The sequence below is a fragment of the Bacillus sp. FJAT-50079 genome, from assembly GCF_018343515.1.
Taxonomy (GTDB): domain Bacteria; phylum Bacillota; class Bacilli; order Bacillales; family Bacillaceae_C; genus Lederbergia.
In genome coordinates, this window is record NZ_JAGYPD010000004.1 from 404,297 (window position 1) to 423,360 (window position 19,064).

Consider the following 19,064-nt stretch of genomic DNA (forward strand, 5'->3'; position numbering starts at 1 on the left):
ATTAGCAAACAGGAGAAGAAAAGCGTATTTTCTTCTCCTGTTTTTATGTTCGTTTTTGAACGGATGTAACTGCTAAGAAATGGGTCGATCGCTTAGAATGCCGCTTACCAATGCCAAATTTATGCTAATTCCCCTTAGTTTCATATCCACTCTCCCATATAAAATGAATTCCAATGATTTTCTTATACATAATCAATATTCTCGCTCATAAGATGTAAGTGACCGATTATTATCGTCCCTGGAATTGAAAGGAGGAATTGATTTGCCAGATCGCCGAGAGTCTACCATTCGGTTTTCATTAGATGATTCAGTCTGGTTCGAAACCGGACAGGGAGTAGATGAACTTATTTCTATTTCATTAGATCCACATATAATTAATATGGATGATGAAGATGCTGAATACGTCATTTTACAAGGAGCTCTAGAATTAAGCGGAGAATATAAACATGCGAATGGGCCAGGTGAAGAGGAATTTCCGGAAATAGGTAAAAGGTATATTCAGTCGGTGGAAGTGCGTAATGAAATGGAAAGTGAATTTTACCATCGTTTTCCAATAGAAATCGCGATCCCAAAACGCAAAATTAATGACATCTCAGAAGTTGATATGCTGCTCGATTCATTTGACTACCACCTAAAAGATCAGACGAGGCTGCAAATTCTTGCTGAAATTCAAATTCAAGGAATATATGAAGAGTTGGATGATGAGGAAATCGAAACAGAACGAGATGAGGAAGAAATAACTGAGGAGCCTGTGGAGGAATTCTTGGCAGAAACAGACGATATGGAGGAAGAAGTAGAAATTGAAGTCATTGCCAGGACAGAAGAGCCTGATCATACGCAAGCGGAAATCGAAGTTGTCTCTAAAGCGGAAGAAATGGTTTATCCGCAAGCGAAAATGGAAGTGAACTATGTAGAAGGCATAGAGCAGGTTGAAGCGGAAGAAACTGACATGGAATTAGTGCACCGGAAGATATCGAAAGCGGCTCAGGAAGAATCAACAAATAACCTATATGATCCATTTACAGTAATGGCGAACATCGTTTCACAAGCACAATCAAACCCAGATTGGCCGCCAAAGCATGTTCAACATCCATTCCCTAAATTACCTGAAGTAACGATGGATACGTTAGCACAACTAACAAGGGATTATTTTCAGTCCGCTTATAATGAACGTGACCATGAGTCACCATCTTCTTCGTATCATAATGAGCCTGACATCGAGTCATCCTCACACGAAATCGTAAATGAAGAAGTAGAGGAAAAAGCGAAGAATAAAAAGAAGAAAGATAAGTATAAATCAATGTCCTTTGCGGATTTCTTCGCACGAAAAGAGGAAGAAGCATCAACAAAGCTTAAAATGTGTTTTGTACAGCACGGTGATTCGATTCAAGGATTAGCAGAAAAATACAATGTATCTGCTCAACAAATCTTATGGGCAAATCAATTGGAAGCGAATCAGGATGTGTATGCAGGGCAAGTTTTGTACATTCCGGTAAAAAATAATCCGTTACAGCGGAAATAGCATGTTCATAGGAGGGCGCTTCTTTAAATTGAAGTAGGTGGTTAGATGGCTCCATTAGATTACGAAGATGTAAAAAGAATGGTAAAGCTATATGGGCTAAATGCTGAATATATGGAGAGATTTGGTAAGGTGTATAAAGTGTACACAAAAAATGGCGAATTTGCTTTAAAGCAAATGAATGCTGACCAAAGTCTCCATTTTCTCCATTATGTACAGTTCCTTTACAAACGAGGATATAATCGGATTGTCCCAATCTACTCAACCCTTGATGGACGTTATGCGATATTAGAAGGAACATCATTGTATTACTTAATGCCGTGGCTTGAAAATAAGCTGCGGGATGATTATTCGCAAAGACATCATCAATTATTTCGAGAACTAGCACGGCTTCATACATTATCAGTCCGTGAAGTGCCAGTGAGTAAAGAGGAACGAAAAGAACATTTCGATCAGACAACAGCAAGATGGGAAAAAGAACAGGAGGCGTTGGAAGATTATATAGAAATCAGTGAAAGAACCTGGTATATGTCCCCTTTCCAATTAATGTTTTGCACGTACTACCATGAAATTGCTGGTGCACAAAAATACGCATTGGAAAAATTAAAGAAATGGCATGAAGAATCAATCGAGGAGACGAAAGCGAGAAGTGTTGTCATCCACGGAAAATTGTCGATTGAGCATTTCCTCTATAACGAAGAGGGGCTCGGTTTTTTCTCCAATTTTGAGCAAGCGACGAGTGCTTCTCCAATACATGATTTATTGCCGTTTTTAGCAAAAATGTTGAAAACACATCCAAAGCAATTTAATGAAAGCGTCGAATGGCTTGGAGCATATTTTCGCCATTTCCCATTTAAACAGGAAGAAACGCAACTTTTTCTTAGTTATTTAGCACATCCCGGGGCAATTTTTCGAGTCGTAGAAAAATATTTTTCTACACCTGAGAATAAGAATGAAATGAAGTTTGTACAAAACTTGCAGAGGCATTATTGGCAAATGAGAAACACAGCGTTTATCGTTATGAAAATGGAAGAAACGGAACAACAAAAAAACCAGCAACAATAATCCCCTGACAATCTTAATTTGACAGGGGACTTTTCATAACCATTCATAATGAAATGCGAGTGCAAGCCCGATGAAAATAGCGAGTAATAAAACATCGAGTGTACTAGGAAATAAAAAAGTGCGGATTGCTTGAAAAATAGAAAAAGGGACAATGAGTTGTTTACATACTCCTTTGAAGTTTCGCATCCAAGCTTGAAACGTATGCTGGTTAAACCTATTTTTCATTTTCCAACCTCCTTAGGCTCTTCTATTCATAATTTATGTATGTTTTTATGAAATGGTGCCTAGACTAGAAAAAGAAAAATAATATCAAAAATAATTGACATTCGTTCGTTTCATTCGCTATGATATTGTAAAGATGAATGATTGAATAAAAGCTTTGACAGGGAAGAGTACGTTGGTAAGCTGTTTTAAAGAGAGGGAAATCAATGGTGGGAGATTTCCTAAACGGCCCTGATGGAAAGTCGCCCTTGAGCTGCTTCTGTGAAATTAAAAGTAATGGAAGCCGGTGAAGAGCCGTTAACTTGTTAAGTGCCGGATGCATTAGCTTTTTCTGATGCTCTGCGAAAAAAGGTGGTACCGCGAACGCGCTCCCTTCGTCCTTTTGACGAAGGGAGCTTTTTGTATTTGGAAACAATGAAGGAGGAAATACAATGGAACAAAATGAATTGGCCATGCCTACAAAGTATGAGCCGCAACGAATTGAAAAGGGTCGTTATGAATGGTGGCTAAATGGTAAGTATTTTGAAGCGAAAGATGATGCGGAGAAAGAGCCGTACACAATCGTTATCCCCCCTCCAAACGTAACCGGCAAGCTTCATTTAGGCCATGCATGGGATACGACGTTGCAAGATATTTTAACAAGAATGAAGCGAATGCAAGGCTATGATGTTTTATGGCTCCCTGGGATGGATCATGCCGGGATTGCGACACAAGCGAAGGTTGAAGAGAAGCTTCGCGAAGAAGGGAAATCACGCTATGATCTTGGCCGTGAGAAATTCGTAGAAGAAACGTGGAAATGGAAAGAGGAATATGCAGATCATATCCGTCAGCAATGGGCAAAGCTTGGACTCGGTTTAGATTATAGCCGCGAACGCTTTACGCTTGATGAGGGGCTTTCAAAAGCGGTTCGTGAAGTGTTTGTGTCTCTTTATGAGAAAGGACTCATTTATCGCGGCGAATACATTATTAACTGGGATCCAGTAACGAAAACGGCCCTTTCGGATATTGAGGTTATTTATAAAGACGTTCAAGGCGCTTTTTATCATATGAATTATCCGTTGGCAGATGGTACTGGTGCTATCGAAGTAGCGACAACAAGACCAGAGACGATGCTTGGTGACACAGCTGTTGCGGTTCATCCTGAAGATGAGCGTTACAAGCATTTAATTGGTAAATCAGTGATTTTGCCAATTATCGGAAGAGAAATTCCAATCGTTGCTGATGATTACGTTGATAAAGATTTCGGTTCAGGAGCGGTGAAAATTACTCCGGCACATGATCCGAATGACTTTGAAATTGGAAATCGCCACAATCTTGAGCGTGTACTTGTCATGAATGAAGATGGAACGATGAATAAAAATGCTGGAAAATATGCAGGGATGGATCGATTCGCTTGCCGTAAACAAATCGTAAAAGACCTTCAAGCTGACGGAGTGCTATTCCAAATTGAAGATCATATGCATTCCGTTGGTCATTCAGAGCGCAGTGGTGCAGTCGTAGAACCGTATTTATCAACGCAATGGTTTGTAAAAATGCAGCCGCTCGCTGATGCAGCGATTGATCTGCAAAAACAAGAGGAAAAAGTGAATTTCGTTCCTGATCGTTTTGAAAAAACGTATTTGCATTGGATGGAAAACATTCGCGACTGGTGTATTTCACGCCAACTTTGGTGGGGACATCGGATCCCGGCTTGGTATCATAAGGAAACAGGCGAAGTATACGTAGGACATGAAGCTCCTGCGGATGAAGAAAATTGGAAGCAGGATGAGGATGTACTTGATACGTGGTTTAGTTCGGCATTGTGGCCATTTTCAACGATGGGCTGGCCTGATCCAGAAGCGGAAGATTTTAAACGATATTATCCGAATGATTGTTTAGTCACAGGCTATGACATTATCTTCTTCTGGGTATCTAGAATGATTTTCCAAGGACTTGAATTCACAGAAAAACGCCCGTTTAAAGATGTATTAATTCACGGTTTAATCCGTGCCGAAGACGGTCGGAAAATGAGTAAATCACTCGGAAACGGTGTCGATCCGATGGATGTCATCGATCAATATGGGGCTGATTCCCTACGCTATTTCCTTGCAACAGGTAGCTCGCCAGGGCAAGATTTACGTTTCAGTATGGAGAAAATCGAATCTGTTTGGAATTTTGCTAATAAAATTTGGAATGCATCCCGATTTGCCCTTATGAACATGGACGGTATGACATTCTCAGAAATTGATTTAAATGGTGAGAAATCAGTTGCTGATAAATGGATTTTAACACGTTTGAACGATACGATCGAAACCGTAACAAAGCTAGCTGATAAATATGAATTTGGTGAGGTTGGTCGTGCGTTATACAATTTTATTTGGGATGACCTTTGTGACTGGTATATTGAAATGGCGAAACTCCCATTATATAGTGAAGATGAAGCGGCTAAAAAGACAACGCGCTCCGTTCTTGCTTACGTATTAGACAATACAATGCGCTTGCTCCATCCGTTTATGCCATTTATTTCCGAGGAAATTTGGCAGAACCTTCCGCATGATGGAGAGTCGATTACAGTAGCTGCTTGGCCACAAGTAAATGAGCAGTTCACGGATCAATCTGCTGCAAGTGAAATGAAGCTACTAATGGATATTATTCGTGCAGTACGAAATATTCGCGCGGAAGTAAATACACCGATGAGCAAAAAGATTAAGCTTATGTTAAAGGCGAAAGATACAGAAACATTAGCGGCACTTGAGGAAAATAAACAGTACATCGAAAGATTTTGTAATCCTGAAGAATTGACAATCGCAGCGGACTTACAAACGCCTGAAAAATCAATGACGGCGGTTGTAACAGGTGTTGAATTATTCCTTCCTTTGGCAGATTTGATTAATATTGATGAAGAAATTGCTCGCCTAGAAAAAGAATGGGAAAAATGGAATAAAGAAGTAGATCGAGTTCAAAAGAAATTATCGAATGAAAAGTTCACAAGCAAAGCTCCACAAGCTGTTGTTGACGAAGAAAGAGCAAAAGAAAAAGATTATGTAGAAAAGCGTGCAACAGTCGAAACAAGAATGAAGGAATTGAAATCGATGTAAGTTGATGGCATGCGCCTAGCTCTGATTAAAAAGGGCTGGGCGTTTTGCTCATGATAAATTGATGAGGTGGATTGAATGTTGCATACATATAAAGAGGCACTAGAATGGGTGCATTCACGCCTAAGGCTAGGTATCAAGCCAGGACTTTCTCGAATGGAGTGGATGTTAGAAAAACTCGGTCACCCCGAGAAAAGAATAAAATCGATCCACGTTGGTGGAACGAATGGAAAAGGTTCAACTGTTACATATTTGCGCTCGATTCTCGTTGAGGCGGGCTATGAAGTCGGTTCTTTCACATCGCCTTATATTGAACAGTTTAATGAACGAATTAGTATTAATGGTGTACCGATTAGCGATGAAGAAATCGTCCAACTTGTCAATGCAATCAAACCATTAGCGGATGAACTCGAAAAAACCGATTATGGGGCACCAACCGAATTTGAAGTAATTACAGCGATGGCGATTTATTATTTTGGTGAAGTACGTCCACTCGACTTTGCGATCTTTGAAGTTGGGCTTGGAGGCCGATTTGATTCAACGAATGTGATTCAACCACTTTTATCGATCATTACAAATATCGGGATGGACCATGTCCAAATTCTGGGGAATTCTATCGAGGACATTGCTTATGAAAAAGCTGGGATTATTAAAGAGCATACCCCGATTTTTACTAGTGTGCGAGATGAAGCGGCTTTTCATGTCATTCAAGCTGAAGCCGCAAAAAAGCATGCATTGCTTTTTCAACTTGGAATAAATTTTACGATATTAAATTATGAACCGATCCAAGCAGGTGAGCAGTTTACATTTTCAACGACCAAATATACATTTGAGGGCTTGCAAGTAAGTTTACTTGGAAAGCATCAAACAGAAAATGCAGCTGGAGCCATTGCAGCATTGCTTTATTTAACAGATCAAGGCGTTATGAACATTAGTGAATCTGCGCTCCGTGCTGGTTTAAGAAAAGCGTATTGGCCAGGAAGAATGGAATTGTTGCACAACGATCCTATCATTTTGCTTGATGGGGCACATAATCGCGAAGGGGTACGTGCATTTGTCGATGCAATCCAATCACGTTATGCGGATCGAAACATCAAGCTTGTTTTTTCAGCATTAGGAGATAAGGACCTCACAGAAATGTTTACGATCATGAACGAATTGGATGGTCAATTGTATGTGACAGAATTCGATTTCCCACGGGCGGCTTCGGCGAACGAGCTGAAACGACGAAGTGAAAATCCAACTGTAATTGCGAATAATGATTGGTTTTCATTATTAAAAGAGCTTGTTTCTACGTTAGAGCCTAATGACTTACTTGCTATAACAGGCTCATTGTATTTTATATCTTCGATTAAACCCGATTTACAAAAAATCATCGTGAGTGAGTTTTCTAAATAGGGTGACAATTTTAATGTAGTTTGATAAAATAAGTTTTCAATGGAAGATTAGACGGCTAGCGGAGGTGAATGTAGGATGAGTAAATCGAAAAATGGAGTCGTTTTTATCATTTGGCTTATCCTTGCTACATTCAGTTCTTGGCTAGCCTTTGTCATTTCGCCTCCGGACACAATCAGTATGTGGGAAATGCTTTTATTTACAGTACTTGCTTGTATGATTGCTTGTATTCCGATTATCATCAATGGAACGACCATCATTTTAACTCATTGGATTACATTAGCTGCCTTTCTATCGTACGGACTATTTTTTGAAATGCTCATGTTACAAGCGGCGACTATTTGTGTGATGCTTAAATTAAGGTTGCGTAAACATGAGCTTCATCGTTATTTCCTTAACTCCTCTATGCTCTTTTTAACATCGTTGATTTCGGGTATTGGCTTTTTTGTGGCAGGAGGAAAAATTGGTTTATCACCGTTATCTGAATTGATTGTTCCACTTCTTGTTTTTCAAACGCTCTATTTTCTAATGAATCAACTTTTACTTCAAGTCATAACAAAAATTAAGGGAGAAAGAGAAAGATTTTTTGGTAAAGACTTTATATGGGAAGCGCTAATTCTTCTAGTGATTTTCCCACTTGGAATTGGCTTTTATTATTTGAACGAATATATGGGTGTATGGTCTATTGTATTCATTGGTATTCCATTTTTAAGTTTTGCTCTTGTATTAAAGCTTTACAATTCTTCTGAAAAATTAAACTATCATTTACAGAAAGTAGCCGATATCGGTCATCAATTAACAGGAAGGCTGCAATTGCAAGAAGTATTGGATTTATTCATTCAGAAGATCCAAGAAATCTTACCTGTTGATTACGCCTACATTTTTGATATTCAACAAGAAGGTCTTGTTTTATTGCGGAAAATGGAAAAAGATAATGAAGAAATAGAAGAAGTTCACCCTTTTCAAACCGGTCACGGTGTTGCTCGTTATGTATGGGCAACGAAAACAACCGTTATATATAATGAAAAATCAGAATGGGAAAAATGGTCAACTGAACAACAGCCACAGCGGATTGAAAGCATCATGTGTATGCCAATTATTAGAGGGCAAGAGGTGGAAGGAGTTTTATTACTTGCAGCAAAACGCAAACGAGCATTTGAAAAATATCAATCAATGATTGCTAATATTCTATGCTCATATTTTAGCGTCGCTCTTGTCAATGCTCGTCATTACGAGGAAACAAAAACAAAGAGTGAGCGCTGTGCATTAACAAAGATATATAACTACCGTTTTTTCGAGCACTTCTTAAATGAACGATTTTCCGATCTTGAGGCGGGACAAATTTCAAACCTATCGATCATTATGCTTGATATCGATCATTTTAAACATGTGAATGATACATACGGCCACCAAGCAGGAAATGAAATTTTAATAAGACTTGCTGCTTGTCTTCGCTATTTTGTGGATGGTCACGGTTTAGTCGCAAGGTATGGGGGAGAGGAATTTGTCATCCTTTTGACTGATGTGAATCAGCGTGATGCGATGGAGTTTGCTGAATCAGTGCGGCGAATGATTGTTGAAACTCCTTTTATGATTAAAAACGAATTAGACCCGCAGCAACGCATGGTAGAAGTATCGATAACAGCGAGCATCGGAGTTGCAACAGCACCAGCAGATGCAGAAGATGCAATTTCCTTAATCAGGCATGCGGATCGCGCCTTATACATTGGCGCAAAACGGGCAGGAAGAAACCGAGTTGCAGAATATGTAAAAATATAGAAAATGAGTGCATTAAAAAATGCACTCATTTTTATTGGTATAAAATGCCTAGGGATATTAAAAAATTACCCTAAAAAACTACGAAATATAGTTGATTATAAAACATTTGTCATGTATTGTTGTATTAAATAAAAATTCCAATGAAATAATTGACAAATTTCAGCGATACGATTAATCTAAGAAGTAAATAATCTAGTAATAAAGAACTAAAAAGGGAGCAATGAAATACGACTTTTATTTGGGCACCTTAGTCGTATGGAGCCAGTGGTGCAACCGACCTTTCCATTATTTGTAATGGAGAGGTTTTTTTCGTTGGTTAAATGGGGATTAGTCAGTATACGAGGACAATACAACTTTAGATAAGAGATGACAAAATGGGGTGAGGGTTGTGTCGAGGAAAAGATTAGGGGACTTACTTATTGAAGCGGGCTTACTAACGATGCAACAATTAGAAGCTGCTTTGCAGCAGCAATTACCTGATGAAAGGTTAGGAGACGCTCTTTTACGAGAAGGACATATAACAGAACTTCAATTAGCCGAAACACTAGAACGACAGCTAGGGATCCCCCATATTAATATTTACCAATATTCCCTCGATCCGGAAGTTATTCAACTGATTCCACAAGATTTAGCTAAACGTCATCAAGTGATGCCAATCCGGCAAGAGGAAAATAAATTGTTTGTAGCGATGTCCGATCCAATGGATTATTTTGCGATTGAAGAATTACGAATGGCAACGGGCTGTCAAATTGTTCCTGCCCTCGCAACAAAGGAAGAGTTACAACGAACGATCTCCAAGTATTATGAATTGCAAGGGTCAGTAGATGAGGCGCTGATTGGTTTTACGCCTGAAGAAAAATTAAATGAAGCTGGTATTACTGATGAAGATTCACCAGTCGTTCGGCTAGTTAATCAAATCATTTCCCACGGTGTAACACAAAGGGCAAGCGATATTCACTTCGACCCGATGGAAACAGAATTAAAAGTTCGCTTTCGTGTCGATGGTGTATTAAGAACGGAACGATCCTTGCCAAAACATATGCAAAACGTCATCATCGCCAGAATCAAAATTATGGGTAATTTAAATATTACAGAAAATCGCATGCCGCAAGATGGACGAGTCAAAATAAATATTAATTTTAAACCGATTGATATTCGTATTTCTACACTTCCATCTATTTATGGCGAGAAAATTGTGTTGAGGATTCTCGATTTAAGCAATGCCTTAAATAATTTAGAAAACCTCGGCTTTTCGGAAGACAATTTACACAAGTTTATTCAAATGATTGAAAAACCGAATGGAATCATATTAATTACGGGACCGACAGGATCAGGTAAGTCATCGACACTGTATGGCGCCTTAAATCGTTTAAATAATGAGGAAGTCAATATTATTACGATTGAAGACCCCGTTGAATATCAATTAGCAGGGGTCAACCAAGTTCATGTTAACGATGAGATTGGTATGACATTTGCAAGTGGCTTGCGTTCAATTTTGCGCCAAGATCCCGACATTATCATGATTGGAGAAATTCGTGATTTTGAAACGGCACAAATTGCTATCCGCTCATCATTAACGGGTCATTTAGTATTAAGTACGCTACATACGAACAGTGCTGTTGCTGCATTAACCCGTTTGATCGATATGGGGATTGAACCATTTTTAATTTCATCATCACTAACAGGGGTAGTTGCCCAACGGTTAGTACGGCGCGTTTGCCGTGATTGTAGTAAAACCGTTGAGCCAACAGAGCGTGAAAAGGAAATCTTTCAAGCGAGCGGAATTCAGATTGATTCCGTCAAAAGAGGAGAAGGCTGTGCGAGCTGTACAATGACCGGATACCGTGGCAGGCTTGCAATCCATGAAGTGCTTCCGGTGAACAATGAAATACGGGAGCTGATTATGAATGCCGCAAGTGCAAATACGATTCATAAGTATGTACAACAGTCAGGAATGGTATCGTTAATGACCGATGGACTATTAAAAGTTGCCCGAGGACTAACAACGACAGAAGAAGTCTTGCGAGTTTCAGCGATGGACTAGGAGGGATAATGTTGCCATATGACATACATAAATTGCTAAAAACTGCATATACAGAGCACGCTTCCGATCTCCATATTACAGTTGATTCGCCTCCTATATATCGAATGAACGGCGAGCTGCGTTCGTTTGATAACGTCCTATTAACTGGAGCAACAATTGAAAAAATGGCACGAAGGATTGTGAAGAAAGACGATTGGGAAACGCTAATCGAAGATGGTGAGATTGATATTGCTTATAGTTTAGAAGGCGTCGCCCGTTTTCGGATTAATGTGTATGTTCAGCGTAATCAAATTGGATTTGCCGCAAGGGTGATTTCATCAGAGATTCCAACGATTGAGCAATTACAAATGCCAATGATTTTGCAGAAAATGTCAGAAAAACCGCATGGCCTTATCATTGTAACTGGACCAACCGGATCGGGAAAATCGACAACACTGGCAGCAATGATCGATTATATTAATCGCAATTACTCCAAGCATATTATTACATTGGAAGATCCGATCGAGTACATGCATAATCATTTGCGCTCCATTGTTCATCAGCGAGAAATTGGCTCAGACACAAAAAGCTTTTCATCCGGCTTAAGGGCGGCATTGCGTCAGGATCCCGATGTGATTTTAGTCGGTGAAATGCGTGACCTTGAAACGATCTCGACGGCGATCACAGCTGCCGAAACAGGTCATCTTGTTCTCGCGACGTTACATACGAATAATGCATCACAAACGATTGACCGAATTATCGATGTGTTCCCTCCACATCAGCAAAAACAAATCCGTCTGCAACTTGCCGCAGTGCTGGAAGGAATCATTTCACAGCGATTGTTTCCAAGAATGGATGGGGCTGGTCGGATTGCTGCAACAGAGATTTTAATCAATCATCCTTCCATTGCCAATTTAATTCGCAATGAAAAGGTAGAACAAATCCAAAATATTATGCAAACGAGTCGTGCATCAGGTATGCATACATTGGAGATGTCGATCAGTGAACTGCTTGCTGGTGGTATCATCTCAAATGACGCAGCTAAGCCCTACTTAGTGAATGTGGGTGATTATGAATGGCAGTATTCAAATATGTAGGTCGAACGAAGAGAGGAAAGCTGAAACGGGGCACAATTCAAAGTGAAACGAGAAATCAAGCAATTCATCAATTGCAGGAAAAGGGAATTCGTCCGCGTGAGGTAGTAGAAACAAAGGCAACAATTTTTAACCAAAATATTTCCTTTAACGGAAATTCAGTAAAGCATCAACATTTTGTTATTTATTGCCGTCAATTTGCGACATTGATTAATGCGGGAATTTCAATCGTTGATTCTACTCGCATTTTAGCTGCACAAACAGAAAGCAAAGGGCTGGCGAAAGCTTTAAATGAGGTAGAAGGAGAGCTAAGAAGCGGCATTGCCTTTTCCAATGCCATCCAAAAACACGCAAAAATATTTCCGGCGATTTTCGTCAACATGGTGAGAGCGGGAGAGATGACAGGAAATCTTGACGAAACATTAGAAAGACTCGCCGATTATTTTGAAAATCAATACAATTTAAAGAAAAAAGTGCAATCAACGATGGCGTATCCTATCGTCTTGTTCTTTGTAATTATTGCGGTTGTCATTTTCTTAATGCTCTCAATCGTGCCAAATTTCACGGTCATGTTTGACCAATTTGGAGGCGAACTTCCTTCAATTACGAAATTGGTCGTAAATATGAGCGAATGGATCCGAAAATTATGGTGGCTCGGCTTGATCATTATCGTATTCATTGTATCTCTCTTTCTATTTTTCTTTAAAAATAATCCGACTTTTCATTATTCGATTCATGTTGCTTTGTTGAAAATGCCTATCTTTGGCGTGCTCTTGCAAAAAGCGGCAATTGCAAGAATGACACGGACACTATCTTCCTTATTTGCAAGTTCTGTTCCGATTTTGCAAGCACTCGCTATTGTTGAAAAGGTAACGGGTAATCCGGTCATTGGAAAAGTCGTACTAGCAGCGCGCGACAATTTAGAAAAAGGAAGCCCGCTTTCAGAGCCGCTTGCAAACAGTTGGGTGTTTCCACCGCTCGTTTCACAAATGACCGCCATTGGCGAACAAACCGGATCACTTGACTACATGCTCGCTAAAATTGCCGACTTCTATGAAGACGAAGTTGAGCGCAGTGTCGATGCATTAAAATCATTAATTGAACCATTCATGATCATCATTCTTGCCAGCGTCGTCGGATTCATTGTCCTGGCGATTATGATCCCGATGTTCTCGATCTTTTCAGAGGTTCAATAGATGGAATGGTATCTTAAGGAGGTGATTAAAGGAAACGAAACAAACTCGCTCTTATACTTTATCTATTAAACAATGAAAATAATGGAGGAATTTATAATGAAAAAGCTATTATCGATATTGAAAAAAGATGAACGAGGGTTAACGCTCGTTGAGTTGCTAGCTGTTGTTGTTATCCTTGCGATCGTTGGAGGAATTGCGTTTGTATCAATTGGAAAGGTAATTGAAAATTCTAAGGCGGATGCACATGTGGCAAATGCTCAGCAATTGATTTCAGCCGCTAAATTGTATGAAGCAAATGCTGGCAATTTAAGTTCGGTTACTTCTGAAACACTAAAAACGGAAGGCTTTATTGGTGAACTTATGGATCCGTGGACAAAGAAGCCAGAAGATTATTCTGGAACGGTTACAAAGTCTGGTGATGTTTACAGTGTAACAATGGACGGAGGTACAGGTTGTACAATTACAAGTGTACCTGAAACAGTTATTAATGAAGGTAGAAAAGTAGCTTGTGGTTATACTTCAGGGAGCTAACGCTTAGATAAATACCTCGGCACAATAAGTGTCGAGGTACTTACTAATAAAGCAAATCATATCTTTTCGCAATCTCACCAAATTTGGTGAGGTTGCGAAAAGATATGATTACAAAATTTATTCGACAAACTGGTGATGCTACAACATCGCTTATCTAGGAGGAGTTGGACATCATGCTAGCATTTATGAAAACTAAGAAGTTTGCCAATATTGTAATTGACGATTATGTCGTTCGTATGGTGGAAAGTCATGGCCAACAAATGACGGATATAAAGCAATTGAGAGAAAGGCCAATTCCGGCTGGACTGATTGAACAAGGAAAAGTTGTTGATGAAATCGGATTTTATGACTTCATGCAACAGTTAGTGCGTGATTGGAAACTGAAGAATGCTGCTGTTCGATTTTATGTACCAGACTCGCTTGTGATTATGCGACCGGTTGATTTCCCCGCACGTTTACAAGGAAAAGAAATACGTGAACATTTTATGTTTGAGATGGGCCAGAGTTTGCACCTTCCATTTCAGAATCCAGTTTTAGATGTTCATGTACACCCTTCAGATAAATCAGCAGATATAGAAACATCAAAAGCGACGTTATTTGCCGCACCTGAAGAAGAGATCAGAAAATATATCGACCTTTTTTCAGATGTGTCACTTCGACCGCATGCGGCTGATATTCGATCTCTAGGTCTTTACCGCTATTTTTATGAAACGGATCAAAGTCGTAAGGATGAAATCTATTTATTTTTTGAACTTAATTTAACTTCAACAAATATTAGTGTTTTTTCTGACAATCAATTGGATTTTACCCGCCATCAACAGTTAGAGGTCGATACAAAAGATTGGAGATATACGTTAGATCAGGAAAAAGTAGTAGATTGGACATATACCGGAAGTGAACCATACCTTGATCATCTCATTGATGAGCAGATGAATGAGATTGAACGAATTATGGATTTTTATAGCTATTCATTACATAAGGGCACACGGAATATCACACATATTATTCTTAGTGGTGATTATCCTAAGCTTGATCAAGTAAAGAAAAAAATGGAGCAACATTTGAATCGACCGACGAGCTTTTTAAAAGTACTCCCGACCTCACATGAAATTCATCCATGTTTTATCCCAGCGCTTGGTCTAGTCCTGAAAGGGAGGGATGTACATGCTTCCTGATATTAATCTACTGCCTAAAACGGAAAAGGAACGTTCCTTATTATATTTATTATTTATTGTTGGGATTGTAATTGCACTATTAACGATATTATTTATGACATACAAGTACATTGTCTTAAAACAAGACATAAAATCCGTGACAAACAAAAATAATGAGCTGATTTTAAGAAAAGAAACGTTGGAAGGGCAGCTTGAAGGATCGTTTGATAAAGGAAAATTAACAAATGCTGTTGATTATGCGGAAAAGTATGTGTTGCAAACTTCAAAACTAATCGATGGATTAATAGGTTATCTACCTCCTACTGGGAATATGAATGAGTATCATTATAAGTTAAACGATGTTGAAGTCATCTCACAATTTGCAAATATGACGGATGTTTCTTCCTACGTAGCTAAGCTTTCTGAGTCTGATTTAGTTAAAAATGTAAAAATAAATCGGATTTCAACCGTACTAACGGAGCCAGAGGTTGAAGATGCATTAAATCTGCCCTCGCGCTACGTAGTCACCTACTCCTTTCAGATCAATCGTGCAACATTAAAAAAGGAGAACACCGAAAATGAATAATCTTTTTGAGGAAAAAAGGACGCTGTTTTTACTTTTGTTAAGCTTATTTTTCTTATTATTGCTATCTATCTACCTAGCTTTCTTACAACCGTTATCTTCAGAATTACAAAGCAAGAAAAATATGAAGGTTACTTTGGAAGGAGATATTGCCATTCTTGAAGCAAAAAGCAAGAGCGAAGCAGAGAATTCAGTTGAAGATTCTCCTTTACTATCGAAAATACCGTTGCATCCGGAGTTGGAAAAGTTGGTATTATCCTTTCAGAAAGTTGAAACTGCCAGTGATAGTCTTATTAATAATATAGAGTTTCACTATGATAGTAATGAAAACGAGGTTGATGAGGAAGGAGAAAATGCAGCATCTACGGGCGTCAGCAAACCCGATGGACTTCATTCGATTACGGCTGAACTAACGGTTCTTTCCCCCGATTATGATCATTTTATGAAGTTTATGAATGAAATTGAAATGCTTGACCGGATTACGAGTGTTGATCAGTTAAAATTTTTCCAGCCTGATCAAGAAAGTTCAACGAGCATAATGAATTTCACAATTGTGATCACCACGTATTATTTTGACCAATGAGGAATTTTGCAATAGAAAAAAGCGGATTCGGTGATTTAATGAAAAACTCTAATTCAATCATTTTAATAGAGGAGAGAGGCGTAACACTTATTGAATTACTCGCTTCTATCGTACTTATTTCGATAATATTAATGACTTTTTTTACGGTGTTTTTTCAATCCGCGACAACGCATAAAACAGCTGAAGAGATACAGGATGCTACCTATCTTGCGCAAACAGAGATGGAGGCAGTCTATTCATCTAGCATAAGCACTTCCTTTAATGGGAGTAAAAATGCGATTCTTTCATTAGGCTATACTTTCATTAATGATTCCAATAAAGAGCTCATTTTTGAAAAAACATTGGATACCTCTATGTATGCGCGAATCAGATTCCAGAAAGATGAAATAAAGCCAAACATGAATCATGTAATCGTGGAAATTGTTGAGAAGAACGCCGTACGAGCAAAAATGGAAACGATCCTCCTTTGGAGGGATGAATCTGAATGAATAAATTAATGAAAAATGAAGAAGGCATGACACTTGTCGAGCTTCTTGCTGTGACAGTTATCGGAGTGATTATCCTTTTATTTTTAACAAGTATCATCACCACTATGCAAAACCAGTATAAAAAGCAATATGACCAAAACGGTTCCCTATTTGATATTACTTATGTAGCAAAAGTGATGACAAAGGAAATTCGGCAGGCGAAAGTAATTCAAGCGGAAAGTGGAAGGATTGCGCTTGATGATACTGTCTATGAATATAATTCCGATAATCAATCAATCGAAAAGGATGGAGTAATCTTCAGTGAGAAGATCAAAGAATTTCATGGGGAACTAGTAGAAGACTCATTTGGAAATAAACGATTTGAATTAAAGATCATTAATCAGATAGATAAAAAAGTGGAAACGAAAATCACGATCAGAAAGGGTGATTAGCTTGAAATACTTTCGAAAACACAATCCATTAATTCACAATGAAACAGGATATTCACTCGTTAGTGTTTTATTGCTAATCGTTCTATTTTCCGCACTAGGACTAGGGCTTGTTACAATGACGACCAATTCAGTGAAAACAACAGCTGGGGAGAGAAGCGATCAGTCTGCCTATTATATTGCAGAAGCATGCATGACATTAGAAATGGCAGAAATCGAAGAAATCATTGATGAAGTATACAGTAACACAAATAATGCAGAAAATTTTTATAGTACACTCGCTTCAAGGATCGTTATGAGCAAACCGTGCACCGAGGAGTTTGAAGAACATTTTGGACAGAAACCAAGGGCAGAAATAAGCGTTACTGAGACAAATCAAGGCGACCGGAGAGAATATACACTTACTTCCCAAGGATATATTGACAATAAAAAAAGAACACTAGAACAGAAGTTTTCACTCAAATGGCAGCCGAAAAATAATGGTGGCAATCTAGTTATTCCTGAAATGGCATTATTTGTTGAGGATACGATAACGATTAAAAACGGAACGATTTCTGGCGATATTGGAACTAGAAAAGCTGGAGCAAGTAGTATTATCGTTAGTGGTGGTCCAAACGTTACTGGAGGGATTTATGTACCAAAAGGTTTTGATGGAATAGCGATCAATAAGCCAGATTGGATGACATCATTTCCAAAAGCAATTGGGGCTGATCTGGTGGAATTTCCTAAACTTCCTAATTTCCCAGAGTTCCCCACACTTCCTTTTGCAAATGAGAGAAACATCTTTTTAAGTGGTGGTACAGGTCGAACGATTGAACTAAGTCAATCCCAGCATTTTAATCAAATTAAGATTGAGAGCAACCTTACATTAAATATAAATGTGGGCAATACAGATAAGGAAATCGTGGTGGATAAACTTCTGCTTCCAACAGGTCATATTAAATTATTAGGCACTGGAAAACTTACGATATATGTAACAGATGAAATTAGTTTTGGGAGTGGAAGCTCCATTAACGACGGTGGAGATGTTAGTCGGATCAATATTTTTTTAAAAGGATCTAAGCAACCAGATAATCGACTTATATTGGCGGGGAGCCAAAAGCTTTACGGCTCTATCTATGCGGAAAAAGCTAATATAAGATTTACGGCAGGGGGAGGATTCAATGGAAATCTGTTTACGGGTGGAACACTTTTCGAAATGGCAGGGGGCGCGTGGAGCACTTCCCCTATAATTCTCGCACCGAACGCGAAATTCGAGCATACAAATGGCGCGATAAAAGGAACGATTGTTGCGAAATCATATGAAATTACCGGTGGTGCTACATTAACCTATAATAAAATGCAATTTACTGAAGGGCCAATTTCTGCTGGCGGGGGAGGGAATAGCACCGGTATACCGCTTGAATTTGTAAAGGAAGTACCATACGAACAATAAAACTTTTCCGCAAGGGCGCTCTCTTCAATAACAATCGGATAGACTTTCAATTAGTAGGAGATATGTTAGCTCTAAGGTAGAAAGATATTAAAAAGTTCCCCCAGATGGACTTTTTAATTTAGTAGTTTTATGTAAAGTTAGATTTAGTATGAAATTCTGTTGACTTATATGAGTAAGAAATGCAATTATAATAGCCAATATTTTAAACCTATTGAACAAACGGTATATCTAAATCCTTTTTACAATTTTGGTAAAGTTATCCTAGACTTACCTAAGTGAAAAGTATAAAATTGTCGATGAGTTAAAATTATTACTGCAAGACTCAATACCTAATAATGAGAGTGATGAACAGGCAATCCTATATGGGTACTTGATTGTCTAGGAGCTAGTAGTGCAACCGACCTCTTCAATTTTTGGGGGCGGTTTTTTTATTAAATTATATGCGAATGAAATCGGATATTTGCTGGCAGGCTGGTGAAAAAGTTTTAAAGAAGA

16 protein-coding genes, 1 riboswitch and 1 other annotated feature are annotated in these 19,064 nt (G+C 38.7%); of the genes, 15 read left to right on the top strand and 1 reads right to left on the bottom strand.

Going from position 1 to position 19,064, the window contains the following annotated elements:
- The first annotated feature begins 262 nt into the window (after positions 1 to 262).
- On the top strand, positions 263 to 1,522 hold the full coding sequence (locus tag KHA95_RS12825; RefSeq protein WP_213137898.1) for a LysM peptidoglycan-binding domain-containing protein: 1,260 nt from the start codon (positions 263 to 265) through the stop codon (positions 1,520 to 1,522).
- A 45-nt stretch (positions 1,523 to 1,567) separates the two neighbouring features.
- Positions 1,568 to 2,584, top strand: a complete 1,017-nt coding sequence (gene ysxE / locus KHA95_RS12830; protein ID WP_213137899.1) for a spore coat protein YsxE — start codon at positions 1,568 to 1,570, stop codon at positions 2,582 to 2,584.
- A 33-nt stretch (positions 2,585 to 2,617) separates the two neighbouring features.
- Here the strand turns inward: ysxE and KHA95_RS12835 are convergent, their stop codons facing one another.
- Positions 2,618 to 2,809 carry a hypothetical protein gene (locus KHA95_RS12835; protein ID WP_213137900.1) on the bottom strand — a complete coding sequence of 64 codons (192 nt, stop codon included), beginning with the start codon at positions 2,807 to 2,809 and terminating at the stop codon, positions 2,618 to 2,620.
- 145 nt (positions 2,810 to 2,954) lie between these two features.
- Positions 2,955 to 3,191: a binding site (T-box leader), on the top strand.
- Between the two features lie 46 nt (positions 3,192 to 3,237).
- Between KHA95_RS12835 and KHA95_RS12840 the strand changes: the two genes are divergently transcribed.
- The 13 genes from KHA95_RS12840 to KHA95_RS12900 all read left to right on the top strand — a co-directional run bounded on the left by KHA95_RS12840 (position 3,238) and on the right by KHA95_RS12900 (position 18,569).
- The gene (locus KHA95_RS12840) at positions 3,238 to 5,883 is read left to right on the top strand and encodes a valine--tRNA ligase (RefSeq protein WP_213137901.1); all 2,646 of its coding nucleotides are present in this window, start codon (positions 3,238 to 3,240) and stop codon (positions 5,881 to 5,883) included.
- A gap of 75 nt (positions 5,884 to 5,958) precedes the next feature.
- Positions 5,959 to 7,278, top strand: coding sequence for a bifunctional folylpolyglutamate synthase/dihydrofolate synthase (locus tag KHA95_RS12845; RefSeq protein ID WP_213137902.1), 1,320 nt, complete (start codon positions 5,959 to 5,961; stop codon positions 7,276 to 7,278).
- Between the two features lie 75 nt (positions 7,279 to 7,353).
- Positions 7,354 to 9,054, top strand: a complete 1,701-nt coding sequence (locus KHA95_RS12850; RefSeq protein ID WP_213137903.1) for a sensor domain-containing diguanylate cyclase — start codon at positions 7,354 to 7,356, stop codon at positions 9,052 to 9,054.
- Positions 9,055 to 9,258: 204 nt separating this feature from the next.
- A riboswitch (cyclic di-GMP riboswitch) is annotated at positions 9,259 to 9,342 on the top strand.
- 91 nt (positions 9,343 to 9,433) lie between these two features.
- Positions 9,434 to 11,098, top strand: a complete 1,665-nt coding sequence (locus KHA95_RS12855; RefSeq protein ID WP_213137904.1) for a GspE/PulE family protein — start codon at positions 9,434 to 9,436, stop codon at positions 11,096 to 11,098.
- Positions 11,099 to 11,109: 11 nt separating this feature from the next.
- A complete protein-coding gene (locus KHA95_RS12860) occupies positions 11,110 to 12,174 on the top strand; it encodes a type IV pilus twitching motility protein PilT (protein WP_481748439.1) in 1,065 nt (354 codons plus the stop codon).
- Positions 12,153 to 13,367: a type II secretion system F family protein gene (locus KHA95_RS12865; protein WP_213137906.1), complete on the top strand. Its 1,215-nt coding sequence runs from the start codon at positions 12,153 to 12,155 to the stop codon at positions 13,365 to 13,367. Before KHA95_RS12860 ends, KHA95_RS12865 begins: the two co-directional genes overlap by 22 nt.
- 96 nt (positions 13,368 to 13,463) lie before the next feature.
- Positions 13,464 to 13,898, top strand: coding sequence for a type II secretion system protein (locus tag KHA95_RS12870; protein WP_249316858.1), 435 nt, complete (start codon positions 13,464 to 13,466; stop codon positions 13,896 to 13,898).
- A gap of 173 nt (positions 13,899 to 14,071) precedes the next feature.
- On the top strand, positions 14,072 to 15,073 hold the full coding sequence (gene pilM, locus KHA95_RS12875; protein ID WP_213137908.1) for a type IV pilus biogenesis protein PilM: 1,002 nt from the start codon (positions 14,072 to 14,074) through the stop codon (positions 15,071 to 15,073).
- Positions 15,063 to 15,638 carry a hypothetical protein gene (locus KHA95_RS12880; protein ID WP_213137909.1) on the top strand — a complete coding sequence of 192 codons (576 nt, stop codon included), beginning with the start codon at positions 15,063 to 15,065 and terminating at the stop codon, positions 15,636 to 15,638. Before pilM ends, KHA95_RS12880 begins: the two co-directional genes overlap by 11 nt.
- Positions 15,631 to 16,218: a type 4a pilus biogenesis protein PilO gene (pilO, locus tag KHA95_RS12885; RefSeq protein ID WP_213137910.1), complete on the top strand. Its 588-nt coding sequence runs from the start codon at positions 15,631 to 15,633 to the stop codon at positions 16,216 to 16,218. Before KHA95_RS12880 ends, pilO begins: the two co-directional genes overlap by 8 nt.
- 38 nt (positions 16,219 to 16,256) lie before the next feature.
- Positions 16,257 to 16,706, top strand: a complete 450-nt coding sequence (locus KHA95_RS12890; RefSeq protein WP_213137911.1) for a type IV pilus modification PilV family protein — start codon at positions 16,257 to 16,259, stop codon at positions 16,704 to 16,706.
- Positions 16,703 to 17,137, top strand: coding sequence for a PilW family protein (locus tag KHA95_RS12895; protein ID WP_213137912.1), 435 nt, complete (start codon positions 16,703 to 16,705; stop codon positions 17,135 to 17,137). The genes KHA95_RS12890 and KHA95_RS12895 overlap by 4 nt, the downstream gene beginning before the upstream one ends.
- A gap of 1 nt (position 17,138) precedes the next feature.
- Positions 17,139 to 18,569 carry a DUF7305 domain-containing protein gene (locus KHA95_RS12900; RefSeq protein ID WP_213137913.1) on the top strand — a complete coding sequence of 477 codons (1,431 nt, stop codon included), beginning with the start codon at positions 17,139 to 17,141 and terminating at the stop codon, positions 18,567 to 18,569.
- Positions 18,570 to 19,064: the final 495 nt, after the last annotated feature.

What these genes read in the sequence shown, in the direction of transcription:
- ysxE (WP_213137899.1), top strand. Translation starts at nt 1,568, where the DNA reads ATGGCTCCATTAGATTACGAAGATGTAAAAAGAATGGTAAAGCTATAT.
- KHA95_RS12835 (WP_213137900.1), bottom strand. Translation starts at nt 2,809, where the DNA reads ATGAAAAATAGGTTTAACCAGCATACGTTTCAAGCTTGGATGCGAAAC.
- KHA95_RS12840 (WP_213137901.1), top strand. Translation starts at nt 3,238, where the DNA reads ATGGAACAAAATGAATTGGCCATGCCTACAAAGTATGAGCCGCAACGA.
- KHA95_RS12845 (WP_213137902.1), top strand. Translation starts at nt 5,959, where the DNA reads ATGTTGCATACATATAAAGAGGCACTAGAATGGGTGCATTCACGCCTA.
- KHA95_RS12850 (WP_213137903.1), top strand. Translation starts at nt 7,354, where the DNA reads ATGAGTAAATCGAAAAATGGAGTCGTTTTTATCATTTGGCTTATCCTT.
- KHA95_RS12865 (WP_213137906.1), top strand. Translation starts at nt 12,153, where the DNA reads ATGGCAGTATTCAAATATGTAGGTCGAACGAAGAGAGGAAAGCTGAAA.
- KHA95_RS12870 (WP_249316858.1), top strand. Translation starts at nt 13,464, where the DNA reads ATGAAAAAGCTATTATCGATATTGAAAAAAGATGAACGAGGGTTAACG.
- pilM (WP_213137908.1), top strand. Translation starts at nt 14,072, where the DNA reads ATGCTAGCATTTATGAAAACTAAGAAGTTTGCCAATATTGTAATTGAC.
- KHA95_RS12880 (WP_213137909.1), top strand. Translation starts at nt 15,063, where the DNA reads ATGCTTCCTGATATTAATCTACTGCCTAAAACGGAAAAGGAACGTTCC.
- pilO (WP_213137910.1), top strand. Translation starts at nt 15,631, where the DNA reads ATGAATAATCTTTTTGAGGAAAAAAGGACGCTGTTTTTACTTTTGTTA.
- KHA95_RS12890 (WP_213137911.1), top strand. Translation starts at nt 16,257, where the DNA reads ATGAAAAACTCTAATTCAATCATTTTAATAGAGGAGAGAGGCGTAACA.
- KHA95_RS12895 (WP_213137912.1), top strand. Translation starts at nt 16,703, where the DNA reads ATGAATAAATTAATGAAAAATGAAGAAGGCATGACACTTGTCGAGCTT.